Consider the following 21,742-nt stretch of genomic DNA (forward strand, 5'->3'; position numbering starts at 1 on the left):
AGATAAAAAACTGATCAAATAAAAATATCAATGAATGGATTTATAGTAGCTGGCACCCACAGTGGATCAGGCAAGACAACCATCACCCTGGGTATTATGGCGTATCTACGGTCTAGGGGACTAAAAATCCAGGGATTTAAGGTAGGTCCAGATTTTATAGATCCAGGACATCACAAAAAAGTCTGTGGAGTGGTTTCCCATAATCTGGATACCTGGATGCTAAAACCCTGGGCATGCAAATCACTCTATAACTTTTATTCAAAAGAGGCGGATATAAGTGTAATTGAGGGTGTAATGGGGGTTTTTGATGGATTTTCTCCTGTATCAGAAATTGGATCCACAGCTCACCTTGCTAAAGTCATTAAATTACCTGTGGTCCTTGTGGTTGACGCATCTTCAATGGCAAGGTCAATAGCCGCCCTGGTTATGGGATTTACCAGATTTGATCCAGATCTTAAAATTGCTGGAATCATATTTAACAAAGTTGGAAGCAGGACTCATGTGGATATTATAAAAAAAGCCATAAAACACTATGTGGATATACCCTGTTTTGGCTTTTTCCAGAAGCAAAAAGGGATTGAACTCTCTTCCAGACACCTGGGTCTTATCACCGCAGAAGAAGGAATCTGGAACAGAGAAAAAATATCTAAATTAATTGAGTGGACTGAAAAGTCCATTACTGATGAATTTAAAGATTTCATAAAAACACATACCAAAAAAGGTAATAAAGGTGTAAGATCAAAACCAGGTAGACAGAAAACCAGAATAGCAGTTGCAATGGATAGGGCATTTTGCTTTTACTATCAAAACAACCTGGATTTACTTAAATATATGGGAGCAGAAATAGTTTTTTTCTCACCCCTTAAAGACAAAAAGCTTCCAGAGAAAATTAGAGGTATTTATATTGGCGGAGGATATCCCGAACTATATTTAAATGATCTATCAAATAATAAATATATAAAAGAGGAGATCAGAAAATTTATTGAAGATTATGGTGTAGTATATGCCGAATGCGGTGGTTTTATGTATCTTATGGAAAGTATATCCACTCCACAGGTTATGTCCAAAAAGGTCATTTCTATCTTTCCATTTAAAGCACATCTACAAAATAAACTGGTATCACTTGGATATAGAGAAGTAGAGTTCTCACATGACTTACCAATAGGGCCAAAAGGATTAAAGATAAGGGGACATGAATTTCACTATTCCATTGCAGAAGGTCTTGAAGAGTATCCCAATGTATATAAAGTCAAAACCAGAGACGGAAATATAAAAAATTCCTATGGTGTTAGATACAAAAACTGTACTGCATCTTATATCCACCTGCATTTCTCAAGCAATATATTAATTGCCAGATACTTTGTAAATTCCTGTAAGGAACATTAATAGATGGGTCATCTTTTAATCTGTGCTGCCACAAAAAGAGAAATACGTACATGGTTCCCTGAAATACCTGATTCACTAAAAATGGGAGATGTTCACCTAATAAAATTTAAGAAGAAAAAATTCTATATTCAGGTATGTGGTATTGGACCAATTAACTCAGCCATATTCTTAGAAAGGGCAATATTAAAACACAATCTAACAGGCGTCATAAATATTGGAATCGCTGGTTCATTTGATATATCAAAAATACCAATTGGTGCAATAACAATAGCTAGAGAGGAAATATGGCCAGAATATGGGCTAAAACAGCATGGAATCGTGGATCCCAAGGGACTTAAATACGGATTAATAAAAAAGAATAACAGGATCATATACAACCACATATCAATACCTATTGAGGAAAACATAAATAAAATGGGCTTGTCATTTAGTGATAATTTCTATACAACTACTAATCTAACTGTTGCAGGGGTCACAGGGACCGAGCCTGAAGCCAGGGCTATGGAAAAAATGTATGGGGCAGATGTGGAGAACATGGAAGGTTTTTCAGTGGCCTATGTGTGTCTCATCCATGAGGTTCCATTTATTGAAATTCGCACCATCTCCAATCAAGTTGGGTGTAGGGATACACACAAATGGGATATAAAAAAGGCCTTACAGGAACTAAAAAAAGCTAAAAATATAATACACGCCTAGTTATATGAAAAAATTAAAAACATATTTTGAAGACCACCTTCCAGAGATAGAAAAAAACATATCTATCCTGCTTAAAGACATTGATCCTTTTGTGAGGGAGGTTGCAGAACATATATTAAAATCAGGAGGAAAGAGACTGAGGCCCATGTTGTGTGTGCTTACAGCAAAGGCCTATGGTTATAATAAAGAAGATATATATCCAGTTGCCTGTGTTCTGGAATTTATCCACTCAGCCACACTCCTACACGATGATATAATTGATCATGCGGATCTTAGACGGGGAAACAGGGCAGCCCATCAAGTCTTTGGAGAAACCAAAACCATTTTAACTGGCGATGCACTCCTAGCCCTATCAAACAAAATTGTAACAAACTACAACAATATCAAGTTAATGAGATGCTTATCAGATGCCATATACCAAACTGCATGCGGGGAAATCTTAGAAATAGCCAAGATGGAAAAATCCTGGATCACAGATGAGGAATACCTCCAGGTAATTACTGGGAAAACTGCCTATTTAATACAATTCTCGTGTGAAAGTGGGGGTATTTTAGCAGGAATAAATGAAAAGGGGCTCGCTATTATAAGAAAATTTGGGCTAAACCTTGGAATAGCATTTCAACTGGTAGATGATGTACTTGATTATTCTCTAAACCAGGAAAAGCTGGGAAAACCAGTTGGGGGTGACTTAAGAGAGGGCAAAATCACCCTTCCCCTTATTTTCTACCTAGAATTATTTAATGAATCAAAGAGACTTGAACTTTTAAAAAGGATAAAAAACAACGAACTTAGTGAAAATGAACAGCTTCAGATACTACACGATATAAATCAAAAAGGTGTGTTACAAAAAGCTCTTAAATCAAGTGATGACTATCTACAAAAGGCCAAAGATGCCCTCATGATGTTTCCTAAGTCACTGGAAAAGGAAATTTTAAATGAGGTAGTTGATTTTGTAAAAAACAGGGAATACTAAATCTAATCCATTTGATCCCTCCTATCCTTTTTATCACCAACTTTATTTCAAGGAAGACAAATTAATATAAACTTGTCTTTCCCTTTTTATTTAAAATGAAAACCCTACATTGTCTTTTGACTTTAAAATGTTGGAGAATAGACTTTGCTATAAGTCTTTTATTCTTTTCCTAATGACAACTTAGGAATATTTTTGTATTATCTCAAGTAAGACAAACCAATGGAGGGGATATGAAGAATATACTTTGGTTACAAGGGGCAAGTTGTGGTGGTGACACCATATCTTTATTAAATTCTGAACAACCTTCTGTGTTAACTGCCTTTGATATGCTCAATATAAATGTTATTTGGCATCCTTTTTTAAGTAAGGAACAGGGAGATGAAGTGCTTGAAATCTTTGATAAGGTGTTGACGGATCAAATTCCTTTGGATCTTTTTATATTAGAAGGTGCTATACCCCTTGGACCTGATGGAACAGGCGAATTTTTCTTATTCCATGAAAGACCATTTAAAGATTGGGTGTTGGAATTTTCAAAAAGGGCAGACATAATAATGACAGTTGGCACCTGTGCTGCCTTTGGAGGTATTGTTACTGGATCAAATAATATTAATGAAATGGTGGGACTTCAATTTTTCAACCATCAAAAAGGAGGACTCCTTGGAGAAGATTTTGTATCAAAAAAGGGATGGCCAGTGGTGAATGTACCTGGTTGCCCATCCCATCCAGACTGGATAATAGAGACAATGACAGCCCTTTTAATGGGATGGTTAAATATTTCTGATCTAGATAAATTTCAAAGACCAAAGGTGTTTTTTGGTAAACTCGCTCATCATGGATGTCCAAAAAACGAATTTTACGAGTTTAAGGCCTCTGCTGTGAAATTTTCTCAACAGGGGTGTCTATTTGAATTCTTAGGATGTAAAGGCACTTTATGTGAATCTGATTGCAATGAGAGACTATGGCTTGGAAGGACTGGTAGTTGCACAAGAGGAGGCTTCCCATGTATTGCATGCACATCCCCAAAATTTCCAGATGCCCAGCGCCCCTATTTCACTACTCGAAAGGTTGGCGAAATCCCTGTAACCCTTCCCAGAGATGTTCCAAAGGCCTGGTTTATCGGAATATCTGGTTTATCAAAGGCAGCATGCCCTATGAGACTCAAAAAAAATGCAGTGTCTTTTAAACAGGTCTCCTAAATTTAGTAACTATAATTTAAAGTTAGCTAAAGTAAGTGGCATTATGGAGAAAGATAATGAAAAAAACCATTGTGCTTGACCCTGTAAATAGATTAGAAGGGGATCTTAGGGTAAAGATTATTGTTGAGGACAACGAGGTAGTAGATGCCCAGAGTTCAGGTATACTTTTTAGGGGATTTGAAAGGATAATGGCATCAAGGGATCCAATGGATGCCCTTGTAATAACTCCCAGAATATGTGGTATATGCAGTGTTTCCCATGGGGTTGCAGCTGCCAAGGCCTTGAAGATGGCTATGAATAGTAAAATACCCCCAAATGGGTATCGTATGAAAAACCTTATCCTTGGTAGTGAAGTGATGATGAGCCATCTCACCCATTTTTATTTTTTGTTTGCTCCAGATCTAACCAATAAAAAGTATAAGGACTTACCAGAATACGAAGAATTGTGCGCACGTTTTGGGGCAATGAAAGGGAGCTCAGTATATAGGTCATTAAAGGGAAGACAAAGCCTACTTGAGCTCATGGGACTTGTAGCTGGAAAATGGCCAAATACCTTGGCGGTTCACCCTGCTGGAACAACATCTACCATGAATCTTAGTACAAAAACAAGAACAATAGGTATCTTGCAAGAGTTTGTAAATTTTGTGGAAAATCACCTCCTTGGAGGAAGTCTAGAAGAATGGCTCGATATAGACACCTTTGATAAGCTTGAGAACTGGCTGGAAAATTCAGAACACTCGAGGTCTGATCTAGGAATTTTCCTAAAATTTTGTCTTAAGAACAGACTAGACAGACTTGGTAGAGGTCCTCAACGCTTTTTAAGCTATGGATCTTTTGAGATAGAAAATGGTGTAAAATGGATAAGAAATGGATTCTATGAGGAAGGAAAGCTCTTTGATTTTGATCAAAACCTAATTGAAGAGCATATTTCCCATTCTTACTTTAGGGACGCGGTTTTATCAAGACATCCATTATCTGGGGTTACTGTCCCATATGCCAGAAAAAAGGATGCTTATAGCTGGTCAAAATCCCCTAGATACAATGGGATGAGTGTAGAAGTAGGACCCCAAGCCCGAATGATTATCTCTGGGGAACCTCTAATTAACGATATTGTAAAGAAAATGGGTACATCTATTTTTTCCAGGATGCTTGCCAGGATAAGAGAGATGACCTTACTTACCAAAAAGTTTGGAGAATGGATTGCTGAGATAAACCCAGATGAACCATTCTACTCATCCCTCTCTTCTAGATATGGTGAAGTGGGGATAGGATTGGTAGAGGCAGCAAGGGGAAGCCTTGGGCATTGGGTTAAAATAGGCTCCAAAAGGATAGAAAATTATCAAATAATTACACCGTCTGCTTGGAATATGTCTCCCCGTGATAAAAATAACAACCCAGGTCCATTGGAAGAGGCATTAATAGGTACTAGAATAGAATCTACAGATAACCCAATTGAGGTTTATCATATAATCAGATCGTTTGATCCATGTTTGTCATGTACTGTACACTAAAATTTTATAAATAATAAGCCATGAATACACATAAATATATTTCCTATTCTTTAATTTATGGATTCAAGGAAGAAGTCGTAGTTCTATCCAGCGATTTAAAAGTGGTCGACGCAAATGAAGTTTTTCTAAAAAACAATAGATATTATATTTCAGATGTACTTGGGAAACCGTGTCATGAAATATTACACAGTTGTAATAAAATATGTCTAAATTTTCAATCAGAATGTCCTATCTTTGAAGCAATGACAACTGATTTACCTTCTACCGTTATAAATAGTGATGTAATAATAAAAAATCAGACAAAACATTTTAAAATACATGTTTATCCATTTAATGGAATAAATGGAGAGAGTTTATTTCTGCACATTGGGAGAGATATTACTGATAGCGTTGAGCAAAGAAGACTCCAAGAAAGTATGTGGAATGAAATACTAATACATGTTGATACACTTCATAATACAATGGTAGAGAAGAATGATGAGATTTTATACCTTTCAAATAGATTAGAGCAAATAACAGAAATTATACCACTGGCAATAGTGGAATGGGATAAAAATGGAATAATATCTAATGTAAATCATACTACAGAAATATTGCTTGGTTATGAAAAAGAAAGACTGATTGGAAGTCCATTTATTAACTTATTTCCAATAGGTTATGATCAAGAGAGTTTCAAAGGAGTATTGTCTAGGGTGTTAAAAGGACAACTCCTTGATTACACTATAACAGATAATCGTACAAATTTTGGAAAGATAATCCCATTTGAATGGTACCATTTTGCTGTTTATTACGGTAATACATTAAAAGGAGGTATGTCCATTGGCCAAGACTTGAGTGAGATGTACGCACTTGAGCAGGAAAGGAATCTATTGAACTCACAGCTAGACCTTATAAAGGAGTTGGTTCAACACCCACTGATTATAGTAAACAGGATGCTTAGGGTAATTTTTTGGAATATGGCAGCTGAAAAAGAAGTGGGATGGATGGAACGTGAGATAACGGGAAGGGAGGTTGAAATTTTATTTCCAGGATCAAAACGAGATTTTATTCTTGAATATTTAAAGTCTATTTTAGAAGAAATGAAATCAGGAGAAAAAAAAGAAATTGAACTACCTGTTTTAAGGAGGGACAAGACTACATATCCGGCACTTATTGTTTTCTTGCCTGGCTATTTAGATGGAAAACCAGTTATTGCAATGATGGTTAAAAATCTAACTGAACAAAAAAAAATAGAAACTCTTCTTAATCAAAGCGAGAAAATGAGAGTGTTGGGAGAGATGACAGAGGGTATAATTCACAACCTAAATAACACTCTCCAGTCATTAGGGGCTGGAATTACTTTAATCAAGAAGATGGGAAGAGATGACCGTAAGGCTGATGTATTAGAGAAGCTGGAAAGGGCTTATACTACATGCCTTGATAAGATAAAAAAACTCTCTGAATTTATAACCCCTGAAATTAAGGAACAAGAGGAACTAAAATTATATCCAATTAGGAGCCTCATTAAGGACGTACTTGAAGTAACTAGATATAAATGGAAGGATATACCAGAAAAGAAAGGTATCAATTTTAAGATTAGCCTTGATATAAAAAATCTGCCACCAATTCTAATCTATCCAGAAAAATTTAAAAAGGCTCTCACCAATTTAGTCTTTAATGCTATAGAATCAATGGAAAAAGAGGGAGGGGAATTAAAAATCAAATGTTTTCAAAGGGAACAACAAATAGTAATCCAGATTCAAGATGATGGTATTGGTATGAGTTCCGAGGAATTAAAAAAGGCCTTTGATCCATATTATAGCACAAAAGGGGTTACCCACGCAGGTCTGGGACTTAGTATTGCTAAAAGGATTTTAAAGGATATGGGGGGAGATATATCCTTAGAAAGCCTAAAAGGAGTAGGAACCATCTGCACTGTAATCCTCCCCATAGTCACAACCACTGTTCCAACAGACATATCTTCAGAAGCCAGGGTTGAAGGCACATTGCTGGTGATAGAAGACGATGAACTCATAAGAGATCTTTTAAAGGATGCCCTTTCCCTTGCAGGATTTAATGTGATACTCTGTGAAAACGGAAGACAGGGAATAAGGGAATTTAAAAAAAGGGATCTTTTTGATCTGGTAATAACAGACCTTGGAATGCCTTTCATTAATGGACTAGAAGTTGCTGAAATAATAAAAAAACAGTCTCCCAAGACACCTATATTTCTGATAACAGGATGGATAACAGACGATCATTTTTTAAAGATCAAGCCAGATGTAATAGATGAAATAGTATTTAAACCATTTGATTTAGATAAGCTTGTTAATCTCATAAAGAAATATTTGGCAGAGAATAAAAAAACAAAAAAGCAATAGAAACAATAACAGTTAGGTTAAGCATATTTACTCCATAATATACTGGCTTTGTTATTTTATTTTCTTTTACGTATTGATTTAAAACATAAATTGAAATAAAAAACCCAAGTAATAGACTAATCACCTGTAAAACAAAAATTGATTGTGGGTCCAACATAAACTTTAGATGAGGAATATGGTGTTTTATTAAATTACTTAACACCTCAAAAAGGCGAGGGGCATAGTAAAATAAAGGGAAAATACGAATCGCAAATTCTATTGAATAAACTATGGGTAAAAATGTGTTGAGATAAAAAAAGTCAAAAGTCTTCTTATCTGTGTTCTTTCTATTTAATAATCCCAGTAATAGACATCCCAATAATGTAATCATTGAAGTTATGACTATACTCACAACAAGTAAAGATAAGTCATGTGTAATGTTATTCAACCAATAAGCCTGTTTTTTTAGCACAGAGTGAATAATTCTAAATAGTTGTGTGGTAAATAATACAAATATAAATATATTTAATACAAAATTGTGCTCTTTTATGAATTTTAATTCAATGGCAGGAGGTCTCAAATTTAATTGAATGGTCTCGTAAGGACATGCCTTAACGCAGTTTCCACATAAGATACAATTATGATTTGTAGTAATATTAAAAGGTCCTTTAGATAAAGGACATGGCTCACTGTATAGAGTCTTTTTAGTACATTCAAATGTAACACAACCAACCCCGCAGAAATTTCTATTTGATCTAAGCTCTATAACTGAAACCCTGCTAAAGGTACCAACCATATTCCCCAAAGGACAGACATATTTGCACCATGTATTAACATCAAATATCATGGTAGTTGCAACTGCCAATGACAAAATTGTAAGCAAAAAAATTGATGTGTAATAAGGATTGTGTTCCATTGAAAATAATACTTCAAAAAAGAAAATAGAAAGTAGCAATAAAGAGCTTATTATTCTTGCAAGTGTTTGGTATTTGGATGAGATTTCCCGATTTAGCCCAACCTTATTAAAAAAAGAAGATATGTATCTTATGGGACAAATAGCACACCACATCCTGGCAACAAATATTATAGATATAATGAGCAAAGGCTCCCAATCCGCCCATATGAGGATAGGTGTTATATTCTCCTTTTCAGCTTTAGGTCCCAACAGCCCAAATAATATGGTGATGACAAGAAATATACTCCCAAATAGTTGTCCAATTTTTGGGAATAACGGACTCTTAAAGAAATTTTTTATTTGGGAAATATTAAAGAGATTAATTTGTGAGGATTCGTATGGAGTTTGTTCTCCTATAAATAGTTCCTCTTTTGTGAGAATATTTGATGTGCAAAGGAGCATTGCCCTTTTAACCACATCATATAGCTCTCTGTAATGTCCTGGCCATGGATATAAAACTAACTCTTTTAACACTGTTTCATCAATCTCTATAACATTTTTTCCCATATCTAGATTTAGATGATGAACTATTTTATATATCATATGGGGAATATCTTTTTTTCTCTGTCTTAGAGAAGGTATTCTTAATATCCTATTTTTCACAATATAGTAAAGAGAGGGATCTAAATTTAGTTCATCTTCACATATCAATATTACTTTGGTATTACTGTACATTGGTTTATCTGACCCAATTGGACTAAAAAATTTAGTCTTAAGATACTTTGCCAATTCCTTTTGCACCTTGGGTTTTAAATATTCAACATTTTTAATAATAAGTATTCCATTATTTGCAATACGTATAAACCCTTTAAACAAAGTGGTGGAAGAATCAGGAGACATATATCCAAATAATGCCACTAAATATTTGATCTCTTCTTGAAAAAAATTTATAATATTAGCATGTTGTGACGAATCTATAAAAGAAAGATCTAGAGTTTTCTCAAAGACAATAACAGGGGAACCATCTTGAATTATTTGCTCTGACATGTGGATTGCAAGAGAAAACTTAAGTGTTCCAGGTTCTCCTGATATAACAAAAAAGTCATAATCTTTTATAAATTCTGTGACCTCTTTATTAAACTTTTTCGAAATTCTAGACTTCCCATATATTGGAAGACATGGTATATTTTCTCTTGTACTGGAAAGAGTCTGGTAATATTTATTATGCAGTAATTGTGTATTTATCCAGCCTTTTATAAGATAATTTTTCCATGAAATAATTATTTTGTTTTTGATATATTCTTTTTTGTTTATTAAAGACAAAAAATATTCTGATTTTATCTTAAGCACATAAGTAAATGTCATTGATTTTGCGTTAAATATTCTATTTGAATATAGAATTACTGATAATTCTCCAAATAACTGTCCTGTAGATAAATATACAATATCTTCTTCAAGCATATTTTCATATTCAGAAACAATATCATTACAATTGGATTTTGTTTTATATGATATACTAACTGTCCCATCTAATATAAAATAAACATGATCTGGATTTTCTTCTTGGAAATATATATTTTTATTTGGAGGGAAAAACTCAATTACTGAATTATCTATTAAATATATAACATCATCTTTAGAGATAGTTAAAAAAATTTGGCTGGTTTCCAATTCATCAATGGCAAGCTCTCTAATTGCTAATTGCAATTGTATCTTGCTTACAATCCTGTTCTTAGACAAAAAATCTATTAGAGAAATTTTCTGACCACTTGCTGTAATATCCTCGTATAAGTTATATATACTCTCTCGTTGTTCCTCAGTAATGGCCCTTTGATGTAAGAGATAATCTAATATTTTCTTCAAAATTTATCCCTTTCAATTAATAACCAGATTATATATAAAAAACCATATTAGGTAATATTTTGATGCAAAAACAGAAATTTTTACGTATTTTATACATATTTCCAGTAAAAATATTGGCCTTTACTACTACAGCAGCAACCAATGATTGGAATCTTAATCTCATACAAGATAGTTTAACAAAAGGAAGATTCAAGTTCAACTAATGTGGGTGTTGAATTTATTATTTAAAGAATAATTATTTAAAGAATATTTGAAATATACCTTAAAGCCAACAACCCGTTCATATAAATTTTCACTCAGGATAACCTGTAATATTCCTTATCTCCTCGTATAACGGCTTTAATCTATTGTACATTTTTTTATACACACGAATAAATAGTTCTGTATACAAATCATGGTGTTTCATATCTGGTTCAAACACAGCAGAAGTTGAAGTCATCTGTAAAACAGCTTCTTGAAAATTTTTATAGATATCACAACCAACAGCAACATCTATGGCACAGCCAAGTCCTGATGTTTCATAGACCTTGGGTCTATGGGCTGGAATTCCGAAAATATCCGCTGTAATTTGCATAATCCTGTCACTTTGGGATCCGCCCCCAGCCACATATATCTTTTTTAATGACACCTTAGTCCTTTTTTCTATGGCCTCTTTTCCATCCCTGAGTGCATATGCCAGTCCCTCTAAAATGGACCTATACACATGGGCCTTGGAATGTACGTCTCCAAAACCAATTATAGCGCCTTTGGCCTCTGGTCCAGGTACCTTTATCCCTGGTGTCCAGTAAGGAAGGGACATAAGTCCTAGGCATCCAGGCGGGGCTTTGTCTAACATCTCATTTAACAGTTCCTCTGGTGTCTTTTTTACCTTTTTGGATAAACTCACCTCCCTATCTCCAAACTCCTTTTTAAACCAGCTAACAAGCCAATATCCCCTGAAATTTTGAATTTCCAGTGTGTATTGATCTGGAATCGCAGCAGGATATGGTGGAAGGAACCTAATTGGCTCTATATATTTTTTACTGGTCACATTTATGGTTGCAGTGGTTCCATATCCAAGACATCCCTGATCTAAATCCATGCAACCGCACCCCAATACTTCACACGCCTTGTCAGAGGCCGTTGCATAGACCGGGGTATTTTTCTTAAGACCTGTATCCATTGATGCTTTTTCTGTAACATAACCTATTAATTCTGATGGCCTCACAAGGTCAGGGAGATGATACCTTTTGAGCATAAGTGCCTTCCACTTCCAGTCAAGACCATTTGCCCATTTGTGTCTTTTAAAATCAAATGGCAAGTATCCAACTTGATTGGCCACAGAGTCTTTGAATTCTCCTGTTAATTTAAAATTTAAATACCCTGATAAGCTCAAATATTTGTACATATTTTTCCATACATCCATCTCATTTTTATATATCCAGTTTATTGGTGCCTTATCTTGAAAATACTTTATAGAAGAGTGGATTCCCAGAAGCTTAAACAACAAAGTATAAGCACCTAAAGGAGGATAACATCTAGATTTTCTCTGATCTAGCCAGACTATTGCTGGACGTAATGGATTACCATTTTTGTCCACCGCCAGCATTGTTGCCCGTTGAGTTGTAACCCCAATACCTATTATCTGTTCTGGCGAAAAACCATTTTTCCATAAATTGTTTATTGCTTCACAGAGTTTTTCCCAGAAATAGTTACCATCTTGCTCTGCCCAGCCTGGTTTTTTTGAATAATAGGATTCAATAACCACTTGGGACTTAAAAACCAGATCTCCATTTACATTAAATAAAATTGCCTTAACACTCTGGGTTCCATTGTCTATGGATAAAATGAATTCCCCCACTAAATTCTCCTTTTTAGTTAATTGGCAAATAGTAATACTGTCTCCAAATTTTTATATATCGTTCTTTCTCCTGTTCCCATCTGTCTTGGTCCCAACCAAGTTCTTCCTGTACAATGGGCTTAATCAGGGGAAAATATTCTATTCCTCCATCCCTTTTAACAAGACCAAGCCTACTCCTTCTTATCATGAGGTCATCTAAGTGGACCACCGCCTCATGCCTTACGCTCCACCTGATCTCACCCACAATACGATGGTCATATAAAATTTTTTGTTCTTTTTCTCTTAGTTCCTTAAAAAAATTTGGGCTATCAAATCCATATCGTCCAAGGAGTTTAAAGATCACCTTTTCATCTAAATTACAATCAGGATGCCAGGGAAATCTGGTTAGGATATGGTTAAAATTGTTATAGCTACCTGGGGATGGAAGACATTTTCTTACATACCTTAGTGTATCAATTGCAATCTTCCTAAAAGTTGTTAGCTTTCCTCCAACAACTAAGATTAAACCATTTTTTTCTATTATTGTGTGTTTTCTGGGTTCTTTTGAGGGCAATTTTTTGCCTGCAGAAACAATTGGCCTAACTCCTGAATAGGAGGAGATTATATCTGGGACATCTATATCCAGGGACGGAAACATAAAATTTACCCAATCCATCAGGTACTCAAATTCTGCACCATCCATTTTTGGTGGTCTTGATAATTCCCCTTGGTGGTCTATATCAGTTGTCCCTATAACTGTAACCCCTTCCCATGGAAATGCAAAAACAGGTCTTCCATCCCATGGATGAAAACCTGTGACGCACACACTGAGATTTAGTTTTTCTTTTGGAACTATAATATGAGATCCCCTGAGGGGACGTAGATTGAGTTTTATACCAGCCATATCCGTAATCTCTTTGGTCCAAACCCCTGTTGCACACACCACTGATTTTGCTTTAACTTCAAATTCCTTCCCACCTAATTTGTCTTTTAGGGCTACTCCAATTATTTTATTCATATTATCCTTTAGAAAGGAAATTGCCTCTAAATAATTAATTGCAATTCCACCATTGCACAGTCCTTCCCTTATTACTGCTAACACAAGTCTACTATCATCAGTAACAGAGTCTTCGAATTTAGCTCCTCCAATTAAATCTTCTTTTTTTATATCTGGTACCTCTTTTATTATTGATTGGGTATTCAGCTTTTCTGTCTTAAAATTTATTTTTCTGTCATGCCAATTTGAAATTATGGAAAAGAGATCATATATTTTTAAAAACAAAGGAATTAAGTGTTTAACTGCCCTCTTATCTTTATATATGGGCAAAATATATGTCATGGGATCAACTAAATATTTTGCCTGGGATAATATAAGTTCCCTCTCTTTTACAGATTCAAATGTAAGTTTTATGTCTCCTTCTTTTAAGTATCTAAGACCGCCATGTACCATCTTTGAAGAAGCACTTGATGTTCCAGATGCAAAATCATTTCTCTCAACTAGAAGACACTTATATCCCATATCAGTGGCTTCTTTAAAAATACCAGCCCCAGTAATGCCACCACCAATCACAATAATATCAAAATAGTTATCTAATCCTTGGATTTGATCTTCCCTCTTATATCCATACCACATAAATATAACTCCCACTTTTATATAAGCTTTCCAGGATTCATAATCCCCTTGGGATCAAAGCTACTAATCATATCCTTTAATACTTCTATCCCTAATTTCCCTTTTTCATGCTCAAGGTATTCTTTATGGTCTATGCCAACTCCATGGTGATGACTAATGGTACCTTTGTTTCTTACAATTGCCTCACTTGCAGCTTTTTTAAGGACCTTCCATCTATTCAGGGTTGTTTCATGGTCCTTTGATATCCTAAAGATGTAAGTGGTATAAATGGATGGTCCAGTTATATAAAAGTGAGACAGGTGGGAAAATGCATATACTTTTTCCCCATGGGAGTTTAAGGCCTCTTCCAGAGAACGTTCTATATCATTCATGGTTGAAGTTACCTTATCCCAGGGTACAGAGGTTTCCAGGGTATCCACTCCATACCCCAACTCCCAAAGGGAATTTCTAAGATAGGGAGCTTTGAATCTATTTTTTTGCCATGCCTTACCAATCAAAGAATAGGTAGACACACCTTTAAACTTTCTCTTTATAAAAGAGGCTACTTCTCTCTTTGTTTGATTAACAAATCTATTGTTTCCAGAATAACCAACCACCATTAAACACCCTGTCTCTCCAATTTTCCTAATGTTAAGATATCTTTTTAAAATTGAAACCAAAAGAGGTCCCCCAACCATGGTTAAATGGGTCATGGTCTCCTTTGGATTTGATAATCTAAGGGTTGATAGGGGAAATTTTTCCTGAGAAAGTGTTTTAACTGCTTTATATCCATCTTCCCACGAGGGCAAGAAATAACCTTCAAAAAGCTCTTTTTCTGGGATAGGTGATATCCTAACCTTTACCTTTGACAAAATCCCTATTCTTCCTTCAGATCCAAGGACAAATTGTTTAATATCAGGACCAGCAGCTGATCCAGGTATATGGGGTATTTCTAAAATCCCTTTAGGGGTATTCAAAAGTCCACCCACAAACATATTGTCAATCCTACCGTAACCAAAGGATTGTTGTCCTGAAGATTTTGTGGCCACCCACCCACCTAAGCTTGAAAACTCGTAAGATTGGGGATAGTGGCCCAGTCTATATCCCATGGGAAGCAAAGACTTTTCTATCTGGGGACCAGTTACACCACCATAAAATTCTGCTACCCTGTTTTGTTCGTTAATCCAAATTATCCTATCCATTCTTTCTAATGATACAGTAATAATGGGCCTATCAATCTCAATTGGATTTATGTGCCCCAGCACACTTGTTCCTCCCCCATATGGAATCAGACAAAAACCTTCCCTATTTGCAAGATCAATTAGTTCCTGAACTTCTTGCTCATTTCTTGGACGGGCAACACCATCTGGAAAAGTCCTGACCTCCCCAAAACGGAGATCTATCCAATCTGGCATACTCTGCCCACGACAGTAGAGTAGTCTATCTTTATCACAGGTTGAAACGAGTGAATGAGTTAAAGATAATTTGCTCTTTTTTATTTTTTTTAGCACCTTTTCCATGGGTGCAGTATAAGAATATTCAGGACCACCAACTAAATTTTTTAGTAAATTTAACATATTATCCTTAACAGGATAGTCCACTTCTTCAAGTCCCCAGCCATTCCAACGCCTCATAATTCACCTCCCTGAACATATAACATTTTACTTGCCACACAGTCAGCTGTTAACTAAAAATTACATTGATTAAGATCTAAAATAATCTTAGGATTTTTTCAATATATAAAAACAATTAATATGGGCTTGAAATTATGGATGTTACGGCAGTTGTGCTTTGTGGTGGTAAAAGCTCAAGAATGGGTTATAAAAATAAGTGTTTTTTTAAACTTGGTAACTCTAGTTTTATTGAAATAATTACTGACAAGTTAAGTATTTTTTTCGATAATATCTTGCTCGTTGCAAAAGACCCACAAAAATACACATCATTGGGATATAAAGTGGTTTCTGATATATATGAAGAATCTAGTTCCCTTACTGGTATACATGCAGGCCTAGTCTTTGCTCCCACAAAATATAGTTTTATAGTAGGTTGTGACACACCGCTTATAAAATTGGAATTGATTAACTATTTAATATCAACTTTAGATAAAGATTATCAGGTAGTGGTGCCCAAAATCGGTAAATATTTTGAGCCCCTTTGTGGTTTTTATTCAAAGGAATGCATTCCCATAATTGAAGATATGATAACAAAAAAATGCTTTAGAATTAGTACGTTATTTTCCAAGGTCAAGGTAAAGACAATAGATGAGTTCCACATTAAAAAGCATGATCCAGATCTTCACTCTTTTTTTAATATAAACACCAAGGAGGATTATAAAAAGGCCTTAAAAATATATTTCAATATTGTCTGATTCCTCTTCCTGTCTCTGAATCTCTCCTATAATCCATGCCTTTTCATTTAGTCCATTCAACCTATTTAATATATCATCGACATCTTTCTTCTTTACTATCAATACAATACCAATACCGCAATTAAATATGGACATCATCTCTTCCCAGGACAAATTGCCTTGTTCTTTAATCCACTGAAATATTAAAGGTTTCTCAAAACTATAAAAATCGATCTTGGCCTTTACTCCCCTTGGCAATATTCTGGGAATGTTCTCAAAAAAACCGCCTCCAGTTATATGGGCCATTCCATTTATATGAAAATCTCTAATTAAATTTAGTATTGACCCCACATATATCTTTGTTGGGGTGAGTAATATCTCGCCAAGGGTTTTAGTGGATTCATTCAGTTTTTCTTCAAGGGATATGGACTTGTCCCTTATAATCTTTCTTATGAGAGAAAATCCATTTGAGTGGACTCCACTTGAAGCAAGCCCGATTATCACGTTTCCAACGCCAATGGTAGATCCATCAATTATTTTTGAATCATCCACCACTCCAACACTAAATCCCGATAATTCATATTCCCCTTTTTTATAAAAACCAGGAAGCTCTGCAGTCTCTCCTCCTAGTAAGGCACATCCACTCTGTTTGCACCCTTCAGAAATACCTTTTATAATGTCTTCAGCAACAGAGGTGTCCAACTCTCCCATTGCCAAATAATCCAAAAAGAATAAAGGCTTAGCCCCATGAACCACAATATCATTAACATTCATGGCAACAAGGTCTATACCCACGGTATCATGTTTATTCATATCAAAGGCCAGTTTTAGTTTTGTACCAACACCGTCAGTGGCAGCCACTAGAACTGGAGACTTGATATCTGATATATCAAGCTTGAACATACCACCAAACAGCCCAATATCACTTAGGACCCCTTTAGTGTGTGTACCCTTTACAATTCCCTTTATCCTATCAATAAACGTACTGGCTTTGAGGATATCAACTCCAGACTCTCTATATGCCTTACTGAGATCCTTCATTTTTTTCTCCTGGAACTTATTTTAGGGGACAATATAAATTTAATCTATAAAAAATGATCTAAAGAAAGTTACTTAAATGACAAGATATTAATCGTCAAGAATTTCTTCTTTTATCACGGCCTTTGATTTTACTTCCTCTAAGGTATTGGATAATGCATACTTCACATTCTCCCTGACATCTCCTGCGACGATTATCCAGAGTAAGTCCTCTCCAGGTTCAAACTCTCCAGATCTTGCTTCAATGACTATTTTATAAATACCATCTATTGACTCATATTTTTTTCTAATTTGCTCTATTTTATTATAGTCGCTTTTAACTATTAGTTTTTTAACCTTTTTGCCGTTCCTTGAAATGCCCCTCACCACCCCGTTGTGGATGAGTATCATACCCACCTTTTGGGTAAAATGAGGCTCCTTTTTAAGGTGAGACAATACCTTTGTAATGTCCATTTTTACTCCCATAAAAAATAAAAAAAGCGACCTCCCATTTTTAATAAGAGGCCGCTCGTATAATCCTCAATACTTTAATTTACTATACACAGCCTGTTGGTTTTGGAAGACCAGCCATCTTACATGCTCCCTTACCAGGACCAGATGGGAAGAGCTCGTAGATCTTTTTGAGTTTGTATCCAGTTACTTTAGAAAGGATACGAACCATTGGAGCAATACCATTTTTCTTATAATAGTCTTGCAAGAAATTAATTACTTTCCAGTGATCATCGGTGAGTTCCTTGATACCTTCTGATTCCTTTACATATTCCACCCACTCTTCACACCAATCGTCAAAATTCTGCAAGAAACCATCTTCATCTACTTCAAATTTCTTCCCTTTGAATTCAACTACTTGTGCCATGGACAAAACCTCCTTTTAATTTTTTTCAATTTTCTGAAAATATATTCAGTGGTTAGCAAAAATAAACTTTTCCCAGAAAGGAATATAAATTGTTAACAAAACCAAGTCAACCCCTCTTTGCGTAACATTCAAAAAGTGAAGACACATTAGATTCTAAATTCACATTTTGTCAAGGGCAAAAAAATAAAGATTGTTTAATTATCTAATTTTTCATCATTTCTATTAAACCAATCCTGGCGAATTCAATGGTTGGATCAATCTCCAATGCATCCTTTAAATATGAAATAGCCAGCTCTTTTTTCCCCATCATCTTATAACACATACCCACATTGGCTAAATCCATTGCAGAACTCCTGTCTAAATCCAGAGCTGACAAAAAGTCTCGAGCAGCTTGCTCATACATCCCCTGCTTAAATTTACAAACCCCTCTTAGATTAAAATATATTGCATTGTCAGGAATTAAGGAAATTGCATAGTCAAGTATCTCTATAGCCCCTTTAAAATCTTCCTTTTGGACTAAAATATTTGCAATATAAAAAAGTACCATGGACTCCTCTTCTCCACCTGGTTGAATGGGAAGAGCAGATTCAAACAGGGCTTTAGCATTCTCTAGATTCCCTGATTTCCACTCCAGAAGACCTTTAAAAAAGGGAATAAAATATGCCCCACCATATATTTTTCCTAAAACTTCAAGCCCATATCTAGCTTTTTCAAAATCCTCTTCCTCAACCAACCTCCTTCCAACAAAAAGCCCTACACTGGGATATTTAGTCCTTTCCCTAAATAAAAAACCTGGCACAAAATTATAATTACACGGAATATTTATTTTGGGATGGGTTATATTTATTGAATAGAGGTTAAAACCAAGCTCACTCAACTTAGAAGAGAGTCTCATTAGCTCCACATATATATCCCTATCACTAATATCTGGAAGACTAGAAATATCTATCTCATACCCTTTTCTTACCCATGCGGTCTCATCAATACCCTTAAATTTTCTAAGTCCTGAAGGCTCATATCTTGACTCAGTACAAAAATCACCTGCTAGCTGAGCCACTTCAGTTAAGGCCCTGATTGCTGCCTTTTCAGGGGAAGTGGCAGTGCCTGCTGTAAAAACTATTTCACTTTTTTCTGGATAAGTTGATGGATCATAAGCCAGGGCCCCAACCGTGGGGATACCCATATTTAGAGAAAAATCCTTTATCCAGAGTCTAATATTATTTTTTTCAAAACAAGCTATAAGATCCCTTGCAACTGCATCTTTAAGAGATGCTGGATTGATAGTTGGAACCACTCTCTCTTCTCTATCTATTATGGCGCAAACATGCCTTTCAATCAGCTCACAACATCCCTGAAGGATTGATTCTTCAAAGGTATTACCAGCAGAAGCCCCATTATATTCATTTAATTTCTTAAACCAATCCGCTGGAACCATAAATTCTCTATCTTCACACACAAGATAGGCCTTGCAAAACTTCCATTTAACAAGGTCTAAAACCTTTTGGAGATCTTTTATGTGAAGTTTGTCATCTACAGATTTTAATATCTCTTCCTCTGGTATTAAATTAATATCTTTAGATTTTGTTTTAGCCTCTGTCCATGTAAGTAACCTAAAATTTTCTTCTCGTTCCCAAAAGGAAAAAAAACTATACCTTTCAACAAGTTCCATAACTGCAGATGCCTCGGCCTGAATTGAAGATGGTCCCTTTCCCATTTGTTTCCTTGATGGGCATAACCGTCTGGCCTCTTTCCCATAGATTGAAAAAAATACAGGTATTCCAAGACGACCAGTATCTATCCTCTTTGTATCAAACAAAATATCCTTGCCAAATTTTTTGAGTACACTTTTAACATGACTTACAGTTTCTTCAGGAGATTTTGCCTTATCTAACTCCTTTTTATATTTTTTAATACAACTGCCTAGTTTTATCATTTAAGTCCTACCCCTTTTTTCGTAGCCTTATAATAGAGCAAAGGTGTCTTTCTCCTTGTTCATTTTCCATTTCTTTGAAACCAATATATTTTTCATCAATAAAAAAGTAGTCCTTGGCTAATTTAAAAAATTTCTTTGCCTTGAGATGATAGTCCTTTGCCAGAATAACCGTGGACTTATTGTCCATGTGATTTAGAAAAAACTTTATAAGAGGTCTGTAGTGTTCCTGTTTGTAGAGTACCTCTGAACCTATGATGTATTTAAACTTTTTATTTAATCTATCCTTTGTAAAATCCACTTTTCTTACCCTTGCATTTTGAGACAGATTGTTTTTTAAGATATTTATCTGAGATATCATTAAAGAATCTTCATCAATGTCAGAGAGGGTAACATGAAAACCCAACTTAGCGGCCACAAGACCACAAATGCCCATACCTGCTCCAATTTCAAGCAATTTATCTCCCTTTTCCATGGGAAGTTTGTGTAAGATATAGCTAAGGAGTATAGAAGTTGGCCAAATCTTTGCCCAAAAAGGAAGTTCAAGTAGCTCACCCTCTTTAACCTGGTCAGCAAGTTTGTCAATGTAATCTTCCAAATTTAAAATCTTTACAACCAAAAGTCGCGTATCTAAAACTGCAATCTCTTCAAAATCAATATCAAACTTTTCCCTTATCCTAGAGACAAGCTCATCATAGGACATATCTGATATATTTTTCATAAAAATATCCCCCTAAAAGAAAAGGCCAAACCCTAATCTTAGGGCTTGGCCTTGAGTTATTGCTTTTTAAGAGGCGGCTTCCGGATTCGAACCGGAGAATGGAGGTTTTGCAGACCTCTGCCTTACCACTTGGCTAAGCCGCCTTTTTAAAAAAAATGGAGCGGGTGACGGGACTTGAACCCGCGACTTCAACCTTGGCAAGGTTGCACTCTACCAACTGAGTTACACCCGCTAACTGACTAGTTTTATAATAATTCATTCAAGACTTGTCAATATTTGGTAGCGGGGCCAGGATTTGAACCTGGGACCTTCGGGTTATGAGCCCGACGAGCTACCAAACTGCTCCACCCCGCATCACTTACGTCCCCAAGGGGATTTGAACCCCTGTTACCGGCGTGAGAGGCCGGCGTCCTGGGCCGAGCTAGACGATGGGGACTAAAAATATGGGTCGTGCAGGATTCGAACCTGCGACTCTCGGCTTAAAAGGCCGATACTCTACCTACTGAGTTAACGACCCAACAAAAATTATTTAATATATTTTTTAGTTTTTTGTCAAACGA

16 protein-coding genes and 5 tRNA genes are annotated in these 21,742 nt (G+C 35.6%); 7 read left to right on the plus strand and 14 right to left on the minus strand.

Annotated features, from left to right (window positions below; all coding sequences use genetic code 11):
- The first annotated feature begins 30 nt into the window (after nucleotides 1-30).
- From ACYQ0O_RS06240 to ACYQ0O_RS06265, 6 genes are all read left to right on the plus strand, one after another.
- A complete protein-coding gene (locus ACYQ0O_RS06240; protein ID WP_459891577.1) occupies nucleotides 31-1,386 on the plus strand; it encodes a cobyrinic acid a,c-diamide synthase CobB in 1,356 nt (451 codons plus the stop codon).
- 3 nt (nucleotides 1,387-1,389) lie between these two features.
- The gene (gene mqnB / locus ACYQ0O_RS06245; RefSeq protein WP_459891578.1) at nucleotides 1,390-2,082 is read left to right on the plus strand and encodes a futalosine hydrolase; all 693 of its coding nucleotides are present in this window, start codon (nucleotides 1,390-1,392) and stop codon (nucleotides 2,080-2,082) included.
- Between the two features lie 4 nt (nucleotides 2,083-2,086).
- Nucleotides 2,087-3,055: a polyprenyl synthetase family protein gene (locus ACYQ0O_RS06250; RefSeq protein WP_459891579.1), complete on the plus strand. Its 969-nt coding sequence runs from the start codon at nucleotides 2,087-2,089 to the stop codon at nucleotides 3,053-3,055.
- A 230-nt stretch (nucleotides 3,056-3,285) separates the two neighbouring features.
- Entirely contained in the window at nucleotides 3,286-4,251 is a 966-nt protein-coding gene (locus ACYQ0O_RS06255; RefSeq protein ID WP_459891580.1) for an NADH-quinone oxidoreductase subunit B family protein, read from the plus strand.
- A 56-nt stretch (nucleotides 4,252-4,307) separates the two neighbouring features.
- Nucleotides 4,308-5,762 carry a nickel-dependent hydrogenase large subunit gene (locus tag ACYQ0O_RS06260; RefSeq protein ID WP_459891581.1) on the plus strand — a complete coding sequence of 485 codons (1,455 nt, stop codon included), beginning with the start codon at nucleotides 4,308-4,310 and terminating at the stop codon, nucleotides 5,760-5,762.
- 20 nt (nucleotides 5,763-5,782) lie between these two features.
- Complete coding sequence (locus tag ACYQ0O_RS06265; protein WP_459891582.1) at nucleotides 5,783-8,122, plus strand: PAS domain-containing hybrid sensor histidine kinase/response regulator; 2,340 nt, start codon at nucleotides 5,783-5,785, stop codon at nucleotides 8,120-8,122.
- On the opposite strand, the gene ACYQ0O_RS06270 is transcribed toward ACYQ0O_RS06265, so the two are convergent.
- The 4 genes from ACYQ0O_RS06270 to ACYQ0O_RS06285 form a co-directional block, all read right to left on the minus strand.
- A complete protein-coding gene (locus ACYQ0O_RS06270) occupies nucleotides 8,076-10,859 on the minus strand; it encodes an AAA-type ATPase lid domain-containing protein (protein WP_459891583.1) in 2,784 nt (927 codons plus the stop codon). The genes ACYQ0O_RS06265 and ACYQ0O_RS06270 overlap by 47 nt on opposite strands.
- A 292-nt stretch (nucleotides 10,860-11,151) precedes the next feature.
- Nucleotides 11,152-12,699: an FGGY-family carbohydrate kinase gene (locus ACYQ0O_RS06275; protein ID WP_459891584.1), complete on the minus strand. Its 1,548-nt coding sequence runs from the start codon at nucleotides 12,697-12,699 to the stop codon at nucleotides 11,152-11,154.
- Nucleotides 12,700-12,712: 13 nt separating this feature from the next.
- Entirely contained in the window at nucleotides 12,713-14,311 is a 1,599-nt protein-coding gene (locus ACYQ0O_RS06280; RefSeq protein WP_459891585.1) for a glycerol-3-phosphate dehydrogenase/oxidase, read from the minus strand.
- 17 nt (nucleotides 14,312-14,328) lie between these two features.
- Nucleotides 14,329-15,924, minus strand: coding sequence for an FAD-binding oxidoreductase (locus ACYQ0O_RS06285; RefSeq protein ID WP_459891586.1), 1,596 nt, complete (start codon nucleotides 15,922-15,924; stop codon nucleotides 14,329-14,331).
- Nucleotides 15,925-16,058: 134 nt separating this feature from the next.
- Between ACYQ0O_RS06285 and mobA the strand changes: the two genes are divergently transcribed.
- Nucleotides 16,059-16,658 carry a molybdenum cofactor guanylyltransferase gene (gene mobA / locus ACYQ0O_RS06290; protein ID WP_459891587.1) on the plus strand — a complete coding sequence of 200 codons (600 nt, stop codon included), beginning with the start codon at nucleotides 16,059-16,061 and terminating at the stop codon, nucleotides 16,656-16,658.
- Here mobA and purM read toward each other — a convergent pair.
- The 10 genes from purM to ACYQ0O_RS06340 form a co-directional block, all read right to left on the minus strand.
- Complete coding sequence (gene purM / locus ACYQ0O_RS06295; RefSeq protein ID WP_459891588.1) at nucleotides 16,632-17,678, minus strand: phosphoribosylformylglycinamidine cyclo-ligase; 1,047 nt, start codon at nucleotides 17,676-17,678, stop codon at nucleotides 16,632-16,634. The genes mobA and purM overlap by 27 nt on opposite strands.
- Before the next feature lie 87 nt (nucleotides 17,679-17,765).
- The gene (locus tag ACYQ0O_RS06300; RefSeq protein WP_459891589.1) at nucleotides 17,766-18,128 is read right to left on the minus strand and encodes a molybdenum cofactor biosynthesis protein MoaE; all 363 of its coding nucleotides are present in this window, start codon (nucleotides 18,126-18,128) and stop codon (nucleotides 17,766-17,768) included.
- Between the two features lie 82 nt (nucleotides 18,129-18,210).
- Nucleotides 18,211-18,531, minus strand: coding sequence for a TusE/DsrC/DsvC family sulfur relay protein (locus ACYQ0O_RS06305; RefSeq protein ID WP_075067940.1), 321 nt, complete (start codon nucleotides 18,529-18,531; stop codon nucleotides 18,211-18,213).
- Between the two features lie 202 nt (nucleotides 18,532-18,733).
- The gene (locus ACYQ0O_RS06310) at nucleotides 18,734-20,464 is read right to left on the minus strand and encodes a YcaO-like family protein (protein ID WP_459891591.1); all 1,731 of its coding nucleotides are present in this window, start codon (nucleotides 20,462-20,464) and stop codon (nucleotides 18,734-18,736) included.
- Nucleotides 20,465-20,471: 7 nt separating this feature from the next.
- Nucleotides 20,472-21,182, minus strand: a complete 711-nt coding sequence (locus ACYQ0O_RS06315; protein ID WP_459891592.1) for a class I SAM-dependent methyltransferase — start codon at nucleotides 21,180-21,182, stop codon at nucleotides 20,472-20,474.
- 71 nt (nucleotides 21,183-21,253) lie between these two features.
- A tRNA-Cys gene (locus ACYQ0O_RS06320) sits at nucleotides 21,254-21,325 on the minus strand.
- Nucleotides 21,326-21,338: 13 nt separating this feature from the next.
- A tRNA-Gly gene (locus ACYQ0O_RS06325) sits at nucleotides 21,339-21,414 on the minus strand.
- 45 nt (nucleotides 21,415-21,459) lie between these two features.
- Nucleotides 21,460-21,536: transfer RNA gene (locus ACYQ0O_RS06330), tRNA-Met, on the minus strand.
- Between the two features lie 7 nt (nucleotides 21,537-21,543).
- Nucleotides 21,544-21,618: transfer RNA gene (locus ACYQ0O_RS06335), tRNA-Glu, on the minus strand.
- Nucleotides 21,619-21,626: 8 nt separating this feature from the next.
- Nucleotides 21,627-21,699 (minus strand) — tRNA-Lys (locus ACYQ0O_RS06340).
- Nucleotides 21,700-21,742 lie beyond the last annotated feature (43 nt).

The organism is Desulfothermus okinawensis JCM 13304 (genome assembly GCF_054654515.1).